We start from the raw sequence: 16,418 nt of genomic DNA on the forward strand, positions 1-16,418 counted from the left end.
CGGCCGGTATGGCTGGGTGCGGCTCGGTGCGGCTGCCTCCGGCACGTGCGCGCCGGGCACCCGCCCACCGGGAAAGACGACAGCGCCGGTGGAACGAGCACGCCGCCTGCCCCTGGAGAGGTTGGACGGGCGCTCGGACCACCGGCGCTGGAGAGTCGCTACTTGTCGGCGGCCTTCTTGCCGTAACGAGCCTCGAAGCGAGCCACGCGGCCACCGGTGTCGAGGATCTTCTGCTTGCCCGTGTAGAACGGGTGGCAGGCGGAGCAGACGTCGGACGAGATGCGCCCGGACGTCTCGGTGCTGCGCGTGACGAACGTGGAACCGCAGGTGCAGGTCACCTCGGTCACGACGTACGTGGGGTGGATATCAGCCTTCACAGGACTCTCCTCAGTGGGGTGCCCCCGGGTCGCCTGCCTGGACAGCAGCCGTGAACCGGGGACGGGGAAACCAACAGGACATTGTGCCAGACGGGTCCGGCACACGAAAAATCTGCGGGTCGGCCGGCCGTCAGGACGAGGGTGCGACCGACCCGCAGGACGGGTCAGACGGCGCGGCCGACCTCTTCGTCGTTGTGGATACCGCCCGGCGTCGTCTTCTGCACCTGGAGCAGGAACTCGACGTTGGACTTGGTCTCCTTGAGCTTGCCGAGCAGCAGCTCGATCGCCTGCTGCTGGTCGAGCGCACCCATCACGCGGCGCAGCTTGTAGACGATGCGGAGCTCGTCCTGCGGCATGAGGATCTCCTCGCGGCGCGTGCCGGACGCGTTGACGTCCACGGCCGGGAAGATGCGCTTGTCCGCGAGCGAGCGGGAGAGCCGGAGCTCCATGTTTCCCGTGCCCTTGAACTCCTCGAAGATGACCTCGTCCATCTTGGAGCCGGTCTCGACGAGCGCCGAGGCGAGGATCGTGAGCGACCCACCGTTCTCGATGTTGCGCGCCGCGCCGAAGAAGCGCTTGGGCGGGTAGAGCGCCGAGGCGTCGACACCACCGGACAGGATGCGCCCCGAGGCCGGAGCCGCGAGGTTGTAGGCGCGCGAGAGACGCGTGAGCGAGTCGAGCAGCACGACGACGTCCTGGCCCAGCTCCACGAGACGCTTGGCGCGCTCGATCGCGAGCTCGGCGACGATCGTGTGGTCGGACGCCGGACGGTCGAAGGTCGAGGCGATGACCTCGCCCTTGACCGTGCGCTCCATGTCGGTGACCTCTTCGGGTCGCTCGTCCACGAGCACGACCATGAGGTGGACCTCAGGGTTGTTCGTCGTGATCGCGTTGGCGATCTGCTGCATGATGATCGTCTTGCCGGCCTTGGGCGGCGCGACGATCAGGCCACGCTGCCCCTTGCCGATCGGCGCGACGATGTCGATCACGCGCGGCGTGAGGCGACCGACCTCGCCCGTCTCCAGACGCAGGCGCTCCTGCGGGTAGAGCGGCGTGAGCTTGTTGAACTCGGCGCGGTTGCGGGCGGCCTCGGGGGCCATGCCGTTGACCGAGTCGAGACGGACCAGCGCGTTGAACTTCTGGTTGCGCGGTCCCGTCTGCTGGAAGCTCTCGCCGTCGCGGGGCTGACGCACGGCACCCATGATCGCGTCGCCGCGGCGCAGGCCCGCCTTCTTGACCTGTCCGAGCGAGACGTAGACGTCGTTCGGTCCGGGCAGGTAGCCGCTCGTGCGCACGAACGCGTACTGGTCGAGGACGTCGAGGATGCCCGCGACGGGCAGCAGGACGTCGTCCTCGGTGACCTCGATCTCGTCGAGGCCCGCGACGTCGATGTTCCCGCCGCGCGTGCGTCCGCGCTTGCGGTCGCGGTCGCGGTTGCGGTCGCGACCCCGACGGCGGCGTCCGCCACGCTCGTCGTAGTCGTCGCCGCCCTGCTGGTCGCGCTGACCCTGCTGACGGTCGGTGCGCTGGCCGCCCTGCTGGTTGCCCTGCGCCTGCTGGTCGCGCTGACCCTGCTGACGGTCGCTGCGCTGACCGCCCTGCTGACGGTCGCCGCCCTGCTGGTCACGCTGACCCTGCTGGTCACGCTGACCCTGCTGCTGACGCTCGCCGCCCTGACGGGCCGCACCGCCCTCGGGGGCCGTCTCGCGAGCCTGCTCGGCCTCGCCGCCGCGCGGAGCACCGGCGCCCCGACCGGAACGACGCGAACCGCGCTCGGAGCCCGTGACGAGACCGACCGCGGCGGCTGCGCGTGCAGCGCGCTCGTCGGGGGTCTCGCCGGCGACCGGACGGTCGCCGCCGTCGCGGGCCGCACGCGCGGTCTGCTCGAGCAGCGGGGCGATGATGTCGGCAGCCTTGTCGCTGCTCTCGCCCGTGCCGGCGCGCTCGGCGCGTGCGCCTCGCTCGCGGCGAGGACGCTCGATGCTCTCGGTCGCCTGACGTGCGGGCGCCTCGACGGCGGGCAGCACGACCTTCTCGGCCGAGGTGTCCTTCTCCGGCGCGCGACGCGCAGGAGCGGACGCTCCGGCGGGGCGCCCGGAGGCGCTCGTCTCGCCGGAGGTGGAACGGATGACGTCGACAAGATCGCTCTTGCGCATCTTGGACGTGCCCTTCACACCGAGCTGCGAGGCGAGTGCCTGCAGCTCGGGGAGGCGCAGCGTCGAGAGTGCGCCTGCACGGGCGGTGTCGGTGGTGTCTGTCACGAAGGACCCTTCCCCTCGTTTGCGCCCACTTGCTCTGTGCGAGGGGTGGGCCGCGGGTGATCGACGCTCGGCACGTGACGGCCGGAACGCAGTGGAACCACGCGTCAGTGGTACGACGACGTCAGCTGACGTGGGCTGGATTGCCTTCTCGCGGGGTATGAGGCGCAGTCAGTCGTTGCTCTGCCGATGCCCGGGGACTCGGCGGAGATTCGTCGAGGAATCACCGAGGCATCATCACGAACCTGCGAAGGCTCAATGGATTCTACCATCCGTAGCACCTGGGAAGACCAGTCGCCGCACCGGTCGACGCGTCGCTCAGCGCATCGATGCCGACAGGCCCGTGCTGCCGACGACCCGCTCCGAGCGGACGCCCTCCAGGTCGATCCCCGGACGGTAGGCCCGCCACAGGTCCGAGCCGTGCAGGAGCTCGCGCAGGACCGCGTCCGCGTGCTCGCGGTCCTGCGCACGGCCCAGGAGCAGGACCGTCGGCCCGGCTCCCGAGATGGTCGCGGCGAGGCCGTCGAGACGCAGCGCACGCACGAGCTCCCACGAGGCCGTCATGACGCCCGCGCGATACTCCTGGTGGAGACGGTCCTCGGTGGCCTCGAACAGGTGCTGGGGCGAGCGCGTCAACGCGTCGACGAGCAGGGCCGCGCGGCCCGCGTTGAGCGCTGCGTCGGCGTGCGGGACGGTCTCCGGCAGCACGCCTCGAGCGCGGCTCGTGGCGAGCCTCGTCGAGGGGACCAGGACCGTGGCCTCGATGTCCGGGTGGACGTCGAGCCGCACGGCGTGCGCGCCCTCGCGCCCCTCGACCGTGCTGGTCCAGGCGATGGTCGCGCCGCCGTAGATCGCCGGGGCCGCGTTGTCGGGGTGCCCCTCGAACTCGGTCGCGAGCTGCAGGACCGCCGCGTCGTCGAGCGCTGCGGGGTCCGCGACGAGCGCGCGGGCCGCGGCGATGCCCGCCACGACCGCGGCCGCGGACGAACCGAGCCCCCGGCCGTGCGGGATCGCGTTGGTGCAGGTCAGGTGGAGCCCGGTCTGGGGAGCCCCGACGAGCTCGAGGGCCGCGCGCAGCGCGCGCACCACCAGGTGCCGTTCGTCCCCCGGGACCTCGCCGGCCCCCTCCCCCTCGACGTCGACGACCACGTCACCGTTGCCCAGCGCGCGGACCTCGAGGACGTCGTAGCGCGCGAGCGCCAGCCCCAGGGCGTCGAACCCGGGCCCCAGGTTCGCGCTCGTGGCGGGCACGCGCACCCGCACATGGTCGGCTCCGAGCTGCATCGCGGTGACCTCTCGTCAGGTGAAGTGTGGGAGATGCCCGTCCGCTGCCCGCCCCGGCGTGCAGCCGGGGCGAGCGGCAGGGGCGGGCAGGACGTGCGAGGTGTGCTCAGCCGAGCTGGAGCGCGTCGGCGATCGAGACGACGTCGGCGCTGACCCGGATGGGGGTGACGTCGGCACCGTCGAGCGTCTTGAGGGCCCACTGCGGGTCCTTGAGGCCGTGGCCCGTGACCGTCACGACGATGCGCGCACCGGCCGGGACGAGGCCACGCTCGGCCCGCGAGAGGATGCCCGCGACGCCCGCCGCAGAGCCGGGCTCGACGAACACGCCGGCCTCGGCCGACAGGATGCGGTGCGCGGCGAGGATCTGCTCGTCGGTCACGGCCTCGATGACGCCGCCCGACTCGTCGCGAGCAGCCTCCGCCTGGGCCCACGACGCGGGGTTCCCGATCCGGATCGCGGTCGCGATGGTCTCGGGGTGCGTGATGGGGTGGCCCGCGACGATCGGGGCCGCGCCGGCAGCCTGGAAGCCCCACATGATGGGGGTCCTGGTGCTGACCGCAGGCAGGTGCGCCCCCGGCGCGTCCGGGTCGCCCAGGCCCGCGTACTCACGGAAGCCCTTCCAGTACGCCGTGATGTTGCCCGCGTTGCCCACGGGCAGCGCGTGGATGTCCGGGGCGTCGCCCAGCGCGTCGACGATCTCGAACGCGCCGGTCTTCTGGCCCTCGATGCGGTCGGGGTTCACGGAGTTGACGAGCTCGACCGGGTACGCCTCGGCGAGCTTGCGCGCCGCGACCAGGCAGTCGTCGAAGTTGCCGTCGACCTGGAGCAGCTTGGCGCCGTGCGCGATCGCCTGGCTCAGCTTGCCCATCGCGATCTTGCCGTCCGGGACCAGGACGGCGCAGACCATGCCGGCCTTGGTCGCGTACGCGGCGGCCGACGCCGACGTGTTGCCCGTCGACGCGCACACCACGGCCTTCGCCCCGCGGCCCGCGGCCGAGGAGATCGCCGCGGTCATGCCGCGGTCCTTGAACGAGGCGGTCGGGTTCATGCCCTCGACCTTGAGGAAGACCTGGGCCCCGGTCCGGGCCGAGAGCGCGGGCGCCTCGACGAGGGGCGTGCCACCCTCGCCGAGCGTCACGATGCGCTCCTGGACGTGGGCGGGCAGGCGGTCGGCGTACTCGGCGATGATGCCTCGCCACTGGTGGGCCATCAGGCTCCCTCGACTCTCAGGACGGACGTGATCTCTTGGACGGGTTCGAGCACCGCGATCGCGTCGACCGTCGCGGCGAGCGCGGCCTCCGCAGCGGCGTGGGTCGTGATGACCAGGTGGGCGACGCCGGTCGACCCGTCGTCCTCCGCACCGTCTGCTCCGGGCACGGAGGGCTCCGACGGCTGGCGGACGGCCTCGATCGAGACACCCTTCGAGGCCAGGACCTGAGCCACCTGGGCCAGGACGCCGGGACGGTCGTCGACCGCGAGGCGGACCTGGTAGCGCGTGACCGCGGTGCTGGCCGGCAGGATCGGCAGGGCCGCGTAGGTGGACTCCTCGGGGCCCTTGCCGCCCAGGACCCGGTGGCGGGCCGCCGACACGACGTCGCCCAGCACGGCCGAGGCCGTGGGGGCACCGCCCGCGCCACGGCCGTAGAACATGAGCTCGCCCGCTGCGTCCGCCTCGACGAAGACCGCGTTGAAGGCTCCCCGGACCCCGGCGAGCGGGTGCGTGAGCGGCACGAGCGCGGGGTGCACGCGCACCGAGACGCCGTGCGCGCCGTCGTCGCCCGTGACGGACTCCGCGATCGCGAGCAGCTTGATGACGTGACCGGTCTGAGCGGCCCACGCGACGTCGTCGGCCGTGATGCGCGTGATGCCCTCGCGGGCGACGTCCTCGAGCGAGACCCGCGTGTGGAACGCGAGGCTCGCGAGGATCGCGGCCTTGGCCGCGGCGTCGAAGCCCTCGACGTCGGCCGTGGGGTCGGCCTCGGCGTAGCCGAGGTCCTGGGCCTGCTTGACCGCGTCGTCGAACGACATGCCCGTGCTGGCCATCTGGTCCAGGACGTAGTTCGTGGTGCCGTTGACGATGCCCAGGATGCGGCGCACGCTGTCGCCCGCGAGCGACTCGCGCACCGGTCGGACGATCGGGATCGCGCCCGCGACCGCAGCCTCGAAGTAGATGTCGACGCCCGCGGTGTCCGCAGCCTTGTAGAGCGTGGGGCCGTCCTCGGCCAGGAGCGCCTTGTTCGCGGTCACCACCGCGGCGCCCGACTCGATCGCGCGCAGCAGCAGCGTGCGGGCCGGCTCGATCCCCCCCATGACCTCGATGACGATGTCGGCGCGCGCGACGAGCCCCTCGGCGTCCTCCGTGAGGAGCGAGCGGTCGACCGACGCGGCGAGCGGGCGCGGCGCGGACGCGTCGCGCACCGCGATCCCCACGAGCTCGAGCGGCGCCCCGACGCGCGAGGCCAGGTCCGCGCTCTGCTGCGTCAGCAGCCTGGCCACCTCGGACCCCACGACGCCGCACCCGAGCAGCGCGACGCGCAGCGGACCTTGCTCCTGCTGGCTGGCTCCCACGAAGCTCCTCCTCCATCACCCCGGCCCGCACGGTCAGCGGTGCCGTCGTTCTCGGCCCCCTGCCGGACGCGGTCGCGTCGGAGGTGGCCGCTCGGTCCCGACGGGTCGCGACGCCGTGCGTCGCTCCCCGACCGGTCGATCCTGAGCATGTCGATCCTCGCTCTGCTGCCCGGATCCTGGGCGCCCGTCTCAGGATACGGGTGCCAGGTGCGGGCTCCGGCGAGAGCCGCGCGCCCGGCCCGCTAGCCCTGGTCGAGCGCGAGCAGGTCGTCCTCGGTCTCACGACGGACCAGGACCCTGGTCCCGCCGTCGGCCACGGCCACGACCGGGGGTCGGGGCACGTGGTTGTAGTTCGAGGCCATCGAGCGCCCGTAGGCTCCCGTCGCCGCGACGGCCAGCAGGTCGCCCGCCCGGACGTCTCCCGGCAGGAGCACGTCGTGGACCACGATGTCACCGCTCTCGCAGTGCTTGCCGACCACGCGCGCGAGCACCGGCTCGGCGTCCGAGAGCCGGTTCGCGAGCTCGGCGTGGTAGTCCGCGCCGTACAGGGCGGGACGGATGTTGTCGCTCATGCCGCCGTCGATCGAGACGTAGGTCCGCACGATCGTGCTCCCAGCCTCGCCGTCCGGCCCGCCGACGCGCACGGGCTTGACCGTGCCGACCGTGTAGAGCGTCAGGCCCGCGGGCCCGACGATCGCCCGGCCCGGCTCGATCGAGAAGCGTGGCAGGGGCGTGCCGAGGTCCGCCGACGAGGCCGCGACCGAGGCAGCGACGTCCTTCGCGATGCGGTCGGGGTCGAGCGCGACCTCTCCCGGCAGGTAGGCGATGCCGTACCCGCCGCCCAGGTCCACCTCGGGGACGAGGAAGCCCGTGCGCTGCGCGAGCGCGGCCCGCAGCTCGAGGACCTTGCGCGCGGCGACCTCGAAGCCCGAGGGGTCGAGGATCTGCGAGCCGATGTGGGAGTGGATGCCCAGGAGCTCGAGCTCGGGGTGCGCGAGCACCGCGAGGAGCGCGGTCATGGCCGGGCTGTCCTCGGTCTGCGCGCCCGTCCCCGTCGCGACGTGGCCACCGGTCGCGAGGGAGAGCCCGAACTTCTGGTCCTCGTGCGCGGTCGAGATGTACTCGTGACCGCCCGCGTGCACACCCGTGGTCACGCGGATCATGACCGGGGCCGGAGCCCCGCCGCGTGCGCGCGAGGCTGCGGCCACGCGCTCGACCTCGACGAGCGAGTCGACGATGATCCGGCCCACGCCCGCGTCGAGCGCTCGCGCGATCTCCGCGTCGGACTTGTTGTTGCCGTGCAGGCCGATGTGCTCGCCGGGCACGCCCGCGCGCAGCGCGACCGCGAGCTCGCCGCCCGTCGCGGTGTCGACCCGCAGGCCCTCGGCGTGGACCCAGCGGGCCACGGCGACCGACAGGAACGCCTTGCCCGCGTAGTACACGTCGACGCCCGCGCCGACCTCGGCGAACGCCGCCTCGAACGCGCGACGGTACGAGCGGGCGCGCTCGCGCAGGTCGGCCTCGTCGAGCACGTAGGCCGGGGTGCCCTGGGCGACCGCGAGCTCACGCACGTCGACCCCCGCGACCGTGAGCGCGCCGTCGGGCCCGCGGCGCACGCCGCTCGACCACGGCTCGCCCGGCACGTAGGTGCCGGTCGGCGAGAAGGCGGGCGGCGTCGTCGGGCCTGCCGACGCGCTCACATGCGCTCCGGCGCGGACACGCCCAGCAGGCCGAGGCCGTTGGCGAGGACCTGACGCGTCGCGTCGTTGAGCCACAGGCGCGTGCGGTGCACGTCCGTGACCTCCTCGTCGCCCAGCGGCGTCACGCGGCACTCGTGGTACCAGGAGTGGTAGTCGCCCGCGAGCGCCTCGAGGTAGCGCGCGACGCGGTGCGGCTCGCGCAGCTCGGCCGCCTGGCCCACGACGCGGGGGAACTCGGTGAGCGCACCGAGCAGGATCGACTCGGTCTCGTGCGTCAGGAGCGACGGGTCGAACGCCTCGCTCCCGTCCTCACGGAACCGCGAGACACCGTGCGCCTCGGCGTTGCGCGCGACGTTCGCGGTGCGGGCGTGCGCGTACTGCACGTAGAAGACGGGGTTCTCGTTGGTCGCCTTGGACAGCAGGTCGAGGTCCAGGTCGATGCTCGAGTCGGTCGAGGAGCGCGCGAGCGAGTAGCGCGCGGCGTCCACGCCCACGGCGTCGACCAGGTCCTCGAGCGTCACGACCGTCCCGGCGCGCTTGGACATGCGGACCGGCTGGCCGTCCTTGACCAGGTTGACCATCTGTCCGATGAGGATCTGCAGGTTCTTGCCCGGCTCGTCGCCGAACGCCGCGCACACGGCCATCATGCGGCTCACGTACCCGTGGTGGTCCGCGCCGAGCATGATGATGACGTCGTCGAACCCGCGCTCGCGCTTGTCGAGGTAGTACGCGATGTCGCCCGCGATGTACGCGGCCTCGCCGTCCGACTTGATGATGACGCGGTCCTTGTCGTCACCGAAGTCGGTCGTGCGCAGCCACGTCGCGCCGTCGGCCTCGAACACGTGGCCGCCCTCGCGCAGGCGCTGGACCGCGCGCTCGACCGCGCCGGACTCGTGCAGCGAGTCCTCGTGGAAGTAGACGTCGAAGTCGACGCCGAAGTCGTGCAGCGCGGCACGGATCTCGTCGAACATGCGCTCGACGCCGCGCGCACGGAAGACCTCCTGGGCCTCGTCGTCGGGCAGCGTGCGCGGGTCCGGGTCGCCCGCGGCGATCGCGTCGGCGATGACGGCCTCCGCGATGTCCGAGATGTACTGGCCGCCGTAGCCGTCCTCCGGGGCGTCCTGACCCTTGGCGCGCGCGAGCAGCGAGCGCGCGAAGCGGTCGATCTGCGCGCCGTGGTCGTTGAAGTAGTACTCGCGCTCGACCACGGCGCCCGAGGCCTGGAGCACGCGGGCCAGCGAGTCGCCGACCGCGGCCCAGCGCACGCCGCCGATGTGGATGGGGCCCGTGGGGTTGGCCGAGACGAACTCGAGGTTGATGCGCGTGCCTGCCTCCGAGTCGTTGTTCCCGTAGGTCGCGCCCTGGGCGAGGATCGTGCGGGCGAGCTCGCCCGCGGCCGCCGCGTCGAGCGTGATGTTCAGGAAGCCCGGCCCCGCGATGTCCACGGACTTGATGCCCGGGTGCGCGGCGAGGCGCTGCGCGAGGTCCTCGGCCAGGACGCGCGGGGCGACGCCGGCCTTCTTCGCGAGCTGCAGGGCGACGTTCGTGGCCCAGTCGCCGTGCTCGCGCTGGCGGGGTCGCTCGACGTGGACCGACGCGGGGACCGCGTCGGCAGGCAGGGCGAGGGTGCCGTCGGCGACGGCGGAGGCCAGGGCAGCGCTCAGCGCTTCGGAGAGCTCGTTGGGGGTCACCCGACGATTCTAGCGAGGGACGCCAGGGCTTTGCGTCGCCGTCCGCGGCGGGCGGACGGGCGGCCACCGGTGCGTGCTGCGACGTCGCGCCGCGCGTCGCCCGGCGGGTCTGCCCCACCGGCCCGACGGCGTCGCTCGCCTCGCACCGTCGGCCTCCCCGGGCGTCACTCCCCCGGGCGGGCCCTGCGTCCCCACGAGTCCTCGATCATGGACGGCCGGCACCCCGCGACCGCGGCGAGCAGGATCACGACGAGCGTGCCGAACAGGAAGACGAAGGTGCTGGTCCAGGTGCCGCTGCGCCCGTAGAGGATGCCCGCGGTCAGCGGCCCTGCCCCCGCGACGAGATAGCCCACGCCCTGCACGAACCCCGACAGCGCCACGGCCCCTGCCGAGGTACGGCTCCGCAGGTTGATGAGCGCGAGGCCCAGGGGGAACGTCGAGGCCCCGAGCCCCGCGAGGACGACCCACACCCAGGTGGCGGGGCCGGCCTGGGCGCCCATGAGCCCGGCGTAGCCGACCGCGAGCATCGCGACGAAGAGCACGACCAGCAGGTACGGGTTGCGCATCCGGGCCGCAAGCAGCGGCGTGACGATCGACATGGGCATGCCGACGAAGGCGTAGAGCGCGAGCGCGCTCGCCGCGACCGGCTCGGACATGCCCGAGTCGATCAGGACGTGCGGCAACCACGCGAACATCACGTAGGTGTTGAGCGAGTTGAGCCCGAACATGACCGCGATGCCCCATGCGAGCGGGCTGCGCCAGGCGCGACCCTCGTGGCGGTGACGCCCGTCGAGGCCCACGGTGTGCTCGGGCGAGTGCTCGAGCACCGACGCGAGCTCGGCCCGGGCACGCGCCGAGCGCACGATCACGACGGTCCACGGCACGGCCGCGAGCAGCCCCACGAGCGCCCACCCGCCCAGCGCCGGGCGCCAGCCCAGCGACGACGCCATGCCGACCACCAGGAGTGGCGGGATCGCGGTGCTCAGCGAGAGCGTCACGGTGTAGGCCGCGGTCACCGCGCCGATCCGGTCGGGGAAGTACCTCTTGACGAGCGGCGGGAGCAGCACGTTGCCCATGCCCATGCCCGCGAGCGCCACAGCGGTCCACACCAGGAAGCCGGGGGCCGAGGTCGAGACAGACCGCAGGACCTCGCCGACCGCGCTGATCAGGAGCGCCGCGACGAGCGTGGGCTCCAGACCGAACCGGCGGGAGAGGGCAGGCACGAGCGAGCCGAAGACCGCGAACGCGATCACGGGGACCGTGCCGAGCAGCCCCGCGAGCTGGTCGCTCAGGTCGATGTCGACCCGGACGACGTCGAGGATCGGGGAGACCGCGGCGACCGCGATCCGCAGGTTGAACGCGGCCAGGACGATCCCGGCGAGGACGACGAACCGCCCTCTCCACGGCCGGAGGGTGCTGTCGGGGGTCGAGCTCGAGTCCTGGCGATCCACTCAAGGAGGGTACGCACCGGTCGCCCCGGGCATCCGTCCCAAGGGGGCTCCTGGGGTGGTGAGTCCGGTCACCCCGCCCCGACGGGCGGGCAGAACGTGCGGATCCGGGCAGGTGGGAGCACGAACCCGCCGGAGGCTGGTAGTCTCGTGCACCGTGCCGGATGCTCGTCAGAGCGAACGCATGCTGCCCTCGTAGCTCAGTGGATAGAGCGTCTGCCTCCGGAGCAGAAGGTCGTAGGTTCGAGTCCTATCGAGGGCACCGCAGACCAAGCCCCTGGACCCTCGGGTCCGGGGGCTTCGTCGTGCCCGGGAGCCGCCGAGCCCTGGACCCGGGTGGTCCCCGCACCCACGACGATCCAGGGGTGCCGGGCACGACTACCGCGGGACGCAACGCGCAGTCGGATGCCGATAGTCTCGCGCCTGACAGCCCGCAGCGGGTGTGAGGACGGCAGGAGCAAAAGTGAAGGCTGGCGACGAGAAGCTCGGTTCGGTGTTCGACGGAAAAGTCCGGTACAAGATCCCGATCTTTCAGAGGCCGTACGTCTGGAAAGAAGAGGCGAACTGGATCCCGTTGTGGGACGACCTTGCGCAGGCAGTCAGCCTGGTCGAAGCGGAAGGCCTGGGGGGCGAGTACGACGAACAACCTCGCGAGCACTTCCTCGGTGCGCTGGTCACGCAGGCACGCTCACCCGTCCCGCGCAGAGTCCCCACAAGACAAGTCATCGACGGGCAGCAACGACTGACGACGCTGCAGGTCTTCCTCGCTTCCGCCTTCCGCGTCGCCGCCGAACTGGGGGCAACGAGCGCTGCGAGCGCGTTCGAGAGCCTCGTACGCAACAAGGTCGCTGACGATACCGAGTACCCGCAAGACCGGTTCAAGCTCGTCCCCTTGCCGACGGATCGCGCCGCGTTCGAATGGGCCGTGCGCGGGCCCGGCGACGTCAGGACTCCCCCATCGCCCCACCACCTGCTCGTGCAAGCGGCTCAGTGGTTCGACGAGACGGTGCGTGCCTGGGCCCTGGAGGCGGAACTGCCGACAGACCGCCTCGACCTATTGCATTTCGTCGTGACCGAACGCATCAAGGTCGTCAGCGTCTTCCTCGACTCTCGCGATGATCCACAGGTAATCTTCGAGGCGTTGAACTACAAGGGCGTCCCTCTGGATGCGGCTGACCTCGTCAAGAACCTCTTGTTCCAGCGCCTAACACTGCAGGGCGAAGGGCGACTAGAGCAGGACCTCCATGAATCTTCATGGAAGCCACTCGATGCGAGGAACTGGCGCGAGAAAGTCACTACCGGGCGAATTGCTCGCGCGCGAGTCGACACCCTCCTCGCTTACTGGCTAAGTTCCCGGCGAGGCGAGCTCGTTTCTGTGGAACACCTGTATGCCGAATTCAAGGTGTGGCTGACTGGTAGCCCGCAGCCACGTGCCGCTGAAGTGATCACGGATCTCCGCCGCTGGGCGGACACCATGGATGAGTTGCTTGCTCGCCCTATGACCGACTCGGTTCGTCAAGTCATCGATCGGCTCGAAGCGACCAACACGACGACTCCATGGCCAATCGTGCTCTCTCTTTTCGCCACGGAGGGAGTACCCGACGAACAAGCGGTGTTGGGCACGGAAGCGCTCGATTCATTTCTGATGCGACGTGCGATCTGCCGCCTCACACCCAAGGACTACAACCGGCTGTTCGGAGCAGTTCTCCGCGCGCTCAAGACTGCGGACCCTCGCAGGGCCGGCCAAGTCGTCGTCGACGAGCTGGCTCATCAGACTGCCGACTCGCGCTCATGGCCGACCGATGGCGAGTTCGTCGAAGCACTCATGAAGGACGATCTGTACAACAAGGTCTCTCGCGCTCGGCTCCGCGCGCTCCTCACAGGAATCGATACAGCATTGGCCACGTCACGGGCCGAGCCCGGGGCACCCCAGAAGGCCAAGTCTAATCTGACAATCGAACACGTCCTACCTCAGGCATGGCGCACACACTGGCCGCTTCCCACCGAGATCGATATGGATCCAGAGGTCGCTGCAGCCAAGCGCGACATCCACGTCAACCAATTGGGAAACCTCACTCTCGCGACAGGACCGCTCAACTCAGAAATGCGACATAGCGCCTGGCTCCTCAAACGTCGAGCTCTTCAGTCCCACTCGCTCGTGCGCCTGACGACGGCTTCCATTCTCAGCTTGCCTGCGGGGATCAACAGCTTTACGCCCGAGGAGTGGTCCTCGCAGTGGGATGAGACACGCATCGCGCTGCGCGGCCTGTGGCTGGCGCGAGTGGCCTTGATCAGATGGCCCCGGCCCATGCCCGCTGAGGACCCGCGACTCACCTAGCACGGCGTGAGCAGAAGGTCGTAGGTTCGAGTCCTATCGAGGGCACCGCAGACCAAGCCCCTGGACCCTCGGGTCCGGGGGCTTCGTCGTGCCCGGGAGCCGCCGAGCCCTGGACCCGGGTGGTCCCCGCGCCCTCTGCACCGGTGTAGCGTCCGCACTACTGGGCCACCGTGGTCTCGTTGACGGGACAAGCGTGACAACAGCATCGAACGACTCCATCCTGGGCCTCCTCGGAGCGTCACGGAAGCCCGACGAGCGCCGGCTCCCCCTCCACCCGGACCACCTCGAACGGATCGCGCCCGAGCTGCGGGCCCGGATCGTCGTCGAGCGCGGCTACGGCGAGCGCTTCGGGGTGAGCGACGAGCAGATCGCGCCCTGGGTGCGAGCGCTGGGCACGCGCGCCGAGGTCATCGAGGCCGCCGACGTGGTCCTGCTGCCCAAGCCGCAGCACGAGGACCTGCGCGACCTGCGCCCCGGGCAGACGCTGTGGGGCTGGCCGCACTGCGTCCAAGACCGCGAGCTGACGCAGCTCGCGATCGACAAGAGGCTCACGCTCGTCGCGTTCGAGGCCATGCACCACTGGGCGGCCGACGGCGGGTTCGGCCTGCACGTCTTCCACAAGAACAACGAGATGGCCGGCTACTGCTCGGTGCTGCACGCGCTCGAGCTGTGCGGCTCGACGGGCGACTACGGCCGACGCCTGACCGCGGTCGTGATCGGGTTCGGCGCCACGGCGCGCGGGGCCGTGACGGCCCTCAACGCGCACGGCATCCACGACGTCCGCGTGCTGACCAACCGCCGGGTCGCAGCGGTCGCGGCGCCCATCCACTCGGCGCAGATCGTCCAGTTCGACCACGACGACGAGCCGTACCTCAGCGAGGTCATCACCGACGAGGGCCGTCTCCCGCTCGCGCCGTTCCTCGCGGAGAGCGACATCGTCGTCAACTGCACGCTCCAGGACCCCAACGCGCCCCTGCTGTACCTGCGCACCTCGGACCTGGGCGCCTTCCGGCCCGGCAGCCTGATCGTCGACGTCTCGTGCGACGACGGCATGGCGTTCGACTGGGCCCGCTCCACGACCTTCGCCGAGCCCCTGGTCACGGTCGGCGAGAGCATCAACTACTACGCCGTGGACCACAGCCCGTCCTACCTGTGGAACTCGGCGACCTGGGAGATCAGCTCGGCCGTGCTGCCGTTCCTCCCGGCCGTCATGGCAGGCCCCGCGGGCTGGGACGAGAACGAGACGGTCCGCCGCGCGATCGAGATCCGCGACGGGGTCGTGCTCAACCCCGCGGTGCTCGAGTTCCAGCACCGCGAAGCCGCGCACCCGCACCTGCCGGTCACGGACCCCGCGTGAGCGAGCGCGTACGGTATGTCCCATGACCGACGGTGGTAACGGAGACTTCGAGTTCGAGCGTCGCTTCCTCCTGAAGGACGTCCCGGTCGACCTGCTCGACGCACCGGCCCTGATCGTGCAGAGCTACTTCCTGGCGCAGGACGGCTTCGCGATCCGCCTGCGGGTCCAGGCGAGCGCGACCGACGCGACGCTCGCCGCGAGCACGTCTCCTCTGCACGTCCTGGAAGAGCACACGTTCGACTTCTGCGCCCTCACGGTCAAGGGCCCCACGAACGGCGGCACGCGGTACGAGGCCGAGCGCGAGATCGACGTCAACGTGGGGATCGAGATGATCCGGCGCGGTGGCGGTCGCATCGTCAAGACGCGCTACTCCGCGTGGTTGGGCGCGGACGGCTGGGTCATCGACGTGTTCGGGGGCGCCAACCACCCCCTGGTCATCGCGGAGTGCGAGCGCTCGGGGCCGGTCGTCGACCTGCAGATCCCGTCGTTCTGCCTCACCGAGATCACCGACGACCGCCGGTTCTCCAACGACTACCTCTCGCACACCCCGTACTCGGGGTGGGCAGCCTCGTTCGCGGCCGAGCTCGCGGTGTCCGGGCCGCGCTTCCGCCAGGACTTCGGGCACAACGCGCGCCTGCCCGGGGAGTAGCCGGGCGGCGTCGACCGGGCCGCGCGCGGCTCGTGCACGGCCCGGGCCTGCTCAGGACAGGTCGTCCTCGACCGGTCCGCGCTGCCCGACGGGCGTGGTCCCCAGGCCACGCGCGTAGTAGACCCACGGGAACCACGTCCCGATCCGCTCCCACCCCTCGGCCTCGAGCCCGAACCTGCTCGCCCCCAAGACGTAGACGCGCTTGTGCTCCCACTGCTGGGTGGTCCGCTCGATCGTGTGGAACGCCGCGCCGAACCCGATCGAGCGCCACCCGTGACGCCCGTAGACCTCGAGCGCGGCCATCTCGGTCAGGGCCGTGACAGGGGCGAGGGTCCGGGTGTCGCCCGGGACGGCGCCCGCGATCAGGTCGTCCACGAGGCCCGGAGCCCCGTCGCCGGGCCCGGCGGGTCGCCCGAACCGCTGCTGGGCCGCCTGCCGTGTGATGCCGAGGGCCGTCCCCACGGCCTCCCAGCTGTGCCCTGCGGAGCGGGCCGACGACACGGCCGTCGCGAGCAGCTCCTCGGTCGCGAGGTGGGCGCGCGCCGTGAGGGCCACGAGCTCGAGGTGCGCGGCGGGCTGGGTCGCGATGCGGTCGCCGATCCCGGGGTCGGCGGCTGCCACGGCCTCGGCGAGCAGGTCGTCGAGCGACCGCGGGTCGCGGGGTTCGAGGCTGCCCCAGGCGGGTGCGCCGCTCACGGCTCGCGACCCTCGTCGATGCCCGACGCCGGAGCACCGGTCACTTCTTCTG

At 71.4% G+C, this 16,418-nt stretch carries 12 protein-coding genes and 1 tRNA gene; 4 read left to right on the forward strand and 9 right to left on the reverse strand.

Annotation, left to right across the window (positions count from 1 at the left end; all coding sequences use genetic code 11):
• Positions 1–158: 158 nt before the first annotated feature.
• The 8 genes from rpmE to OERS_RS08010 all read right to left on the reverse strand — a co-directional run bounded on the left by rpmE (position 159) and on the right by OERS_RS08010 (position 11,329).
• Complete coding sequence (gene rpmE, locus OERS_RS07975; protein WP_056646165.1) at positions 159–377, reverse strand: 50S ribosomal protein L31; 219 nt, start codon at positions 375–377, stop codon at positions 159–161.
• 164 nt (positions 378–541) lie between these two features.
• Positions 542–2,638 (reverse strand): transcription termination factor Rho, encoded by a 2,097-nt coding sequence (rho, locus tag OERS_RS07980; protein ID WP_068625378.1) that lies wholly within the window; start codon positions 2,636–2,638, stop codon positions 542–544.
• A gap of 315 nt (positions 2,639–2,953) precedes the next feature.
• Positions 2,954–3,919, reverse strand: a complete 966-nt coding sequence (gene thrB / locus OERS_RS07985) for a homoserine kinase (RefSeq protein ID WP_068625379.1) — start codon at positions 3,917–3,919, stop codon at positions 2,954–2,956.
• A gap of 106 nt (positions 3,920–4,025) precedes the next feature.
• Complete coding sequence (gene thrC / locus OERS_RS07990) at positions 4,026–5,129, reverse strand: threonine synthase (protein WP_056646156.1); 1,104 nt, start codon at positions 5,127–5,129, stop codon at positions 4,026–4,028.
• Positions 5,129–6,487 carry a homoserine dehydrogenase gene (locus OERS_RS07995; protein ID WP_068625380.1) on the reverse strand — a complete coding sequence of 453 codons (1,359 nt, stop codon included), beginning with the start codon at positions 6,485–6,487 and terminating at the stop codon, positions 5,129–5,131. Before OERS_RS07995 ends, thrC begins: the two co-directional genes overlap by 1 nt.
• 242 nt (positions 6,488–6,729) lie before the next feature.
• On the reverse strand, positions 6,730–8,187 hold the full coding sequence (lysA, locus tag OERS_RS08000; protein ID WP_083201312.1) for a diaminopimelate decarboxylase: 1,458 nt from the start codon (positions 8,185–8,187) through the stop codon (positions 6,730–6,732).
• Complete coding sequence (gene argS, locus OERS_RS08005) at positions 8,184–9,878, reverse strand: arginine--tRNA ligase (protein WP_056646150.1); 1,695 nt, start codon at positions 9,876–9,878, stop codon at positions 8,184–8,186. Before argS ends, lysA begins: the two co-directional genes overlap by 4 nt.
• Positions 9,879–10,042: 164 nt before the next feature.
• On the reverse strand, positions 10,043–11,329 hold the full coding sequence (locus OERS_RS08010) for an MFS transporter (RefSeq protein ID WP_068625381.1): 1,287 nt from the start codon (positions 11,327–11,329) through the stop codon (positions 10,043–10,045).
• Between the two features lie 186 nt (positions 11,330–11,515).
• Here OERS_RS08010 and OERS_RS08015 point away from each other — a divergent pair.
• The 4 genes from OERS_RS08015 (at position 11,516) to OERS_RS08030 (ending at position 15,670) form a co-directional block, all read left to right on the forward strand.
• A tRNA-Arg gene (locus OERS_RS08015) sits at positions 11,516–11,588 on the forward strand.
• 201 nt (positions 11,589–11,789) lie between these two features.
• Positions 11,790–13,664, forward strand: coding sequence for a DUF262 domain-containing protein (locus OERS_RS08020; RefSeq protein ID WP_068625382.1), 1,875 nt, complete (start codon positions 11,790–11,792; stop codon positions 13,662–13,664).
• 193 nt (positions 13,665–13,857) lie between these two features.
• Positions 13,858–15,021 carry a N(5)-(carboxyethyl)ornithine synthase gene (locus OERS_RS08025; protein WP_068625383.1) on the forward strand — a complete coding sequence of 388 codons (1,164 nt, stop codon included), beginning with the start codon at positions 13,858–13,860 and terminating at the stop codon, positions 15,019–15,021.
• A 22-nt stretch (positions 15,022–15,043) separates the two neighbouring features.
• Positions 15,044–15,670 (forward strand): CYTH domain-containing protein, encoded by a 627-nt coding sequence (locus OERS_RS08030; protein ID WP_068625384.1) that lies wholly within the window; start codon positions 15,044–15,046, stop codon positions 15,668–15,670.
• Between the two features lie 51 nt (positions 15,671–15,721).
• Here OERS_RS08030 and OERS_RS08035 read toward each other — a convergent pair whose 3' ends face one another.
• Positions 15,722–16,366, reverse strand: a complete 645-nt coding sequence (locus OERS_RS08035; protein ID WP_056646141.1) for a hypothetical protein — start codon at positions 16,364–16,366, stop codon at positions 15,722–15,724.
• Between the last annotated feature and the right edge of the window lie 52 nt (positions 16,367–16,418).

This window comes from Oerskovia enterophila (genome assembly GCF_001692445.1).
Classification (GTDB): domain Bacteria; phylum Actinomycetota; class Actinomycetes; order Actinomycetales; family Cellulomonadaceae; genus Oerskovia; species Oerskovia enterophila.

What these genes read in the sequence shown, in the direction of transcription:
- thrB (WP_068625379.1), bottom strand. Translation starts at nt 3,919, where the DNA reads ATGCAGCTCGGAGCCGACCATGTGCGGGTGCGCGTGCCCGCCACGAGC.
- thrC (WP_056646156.1), bottom strand. Translation starts at nt 5,129, where the DNA reads ATGGCCCACCAGTGGCGAGGCATCATCGCCGAGTACGCCGACCGCCTG.
- OERS_RS08030 (WP_068625384.1), top strand. Translation starts at nt 15,044, where the DNA reads ATGACCGACGGTGGTAACGGAGACTTCGAGTTCGAGCGTCGCTTCCTC.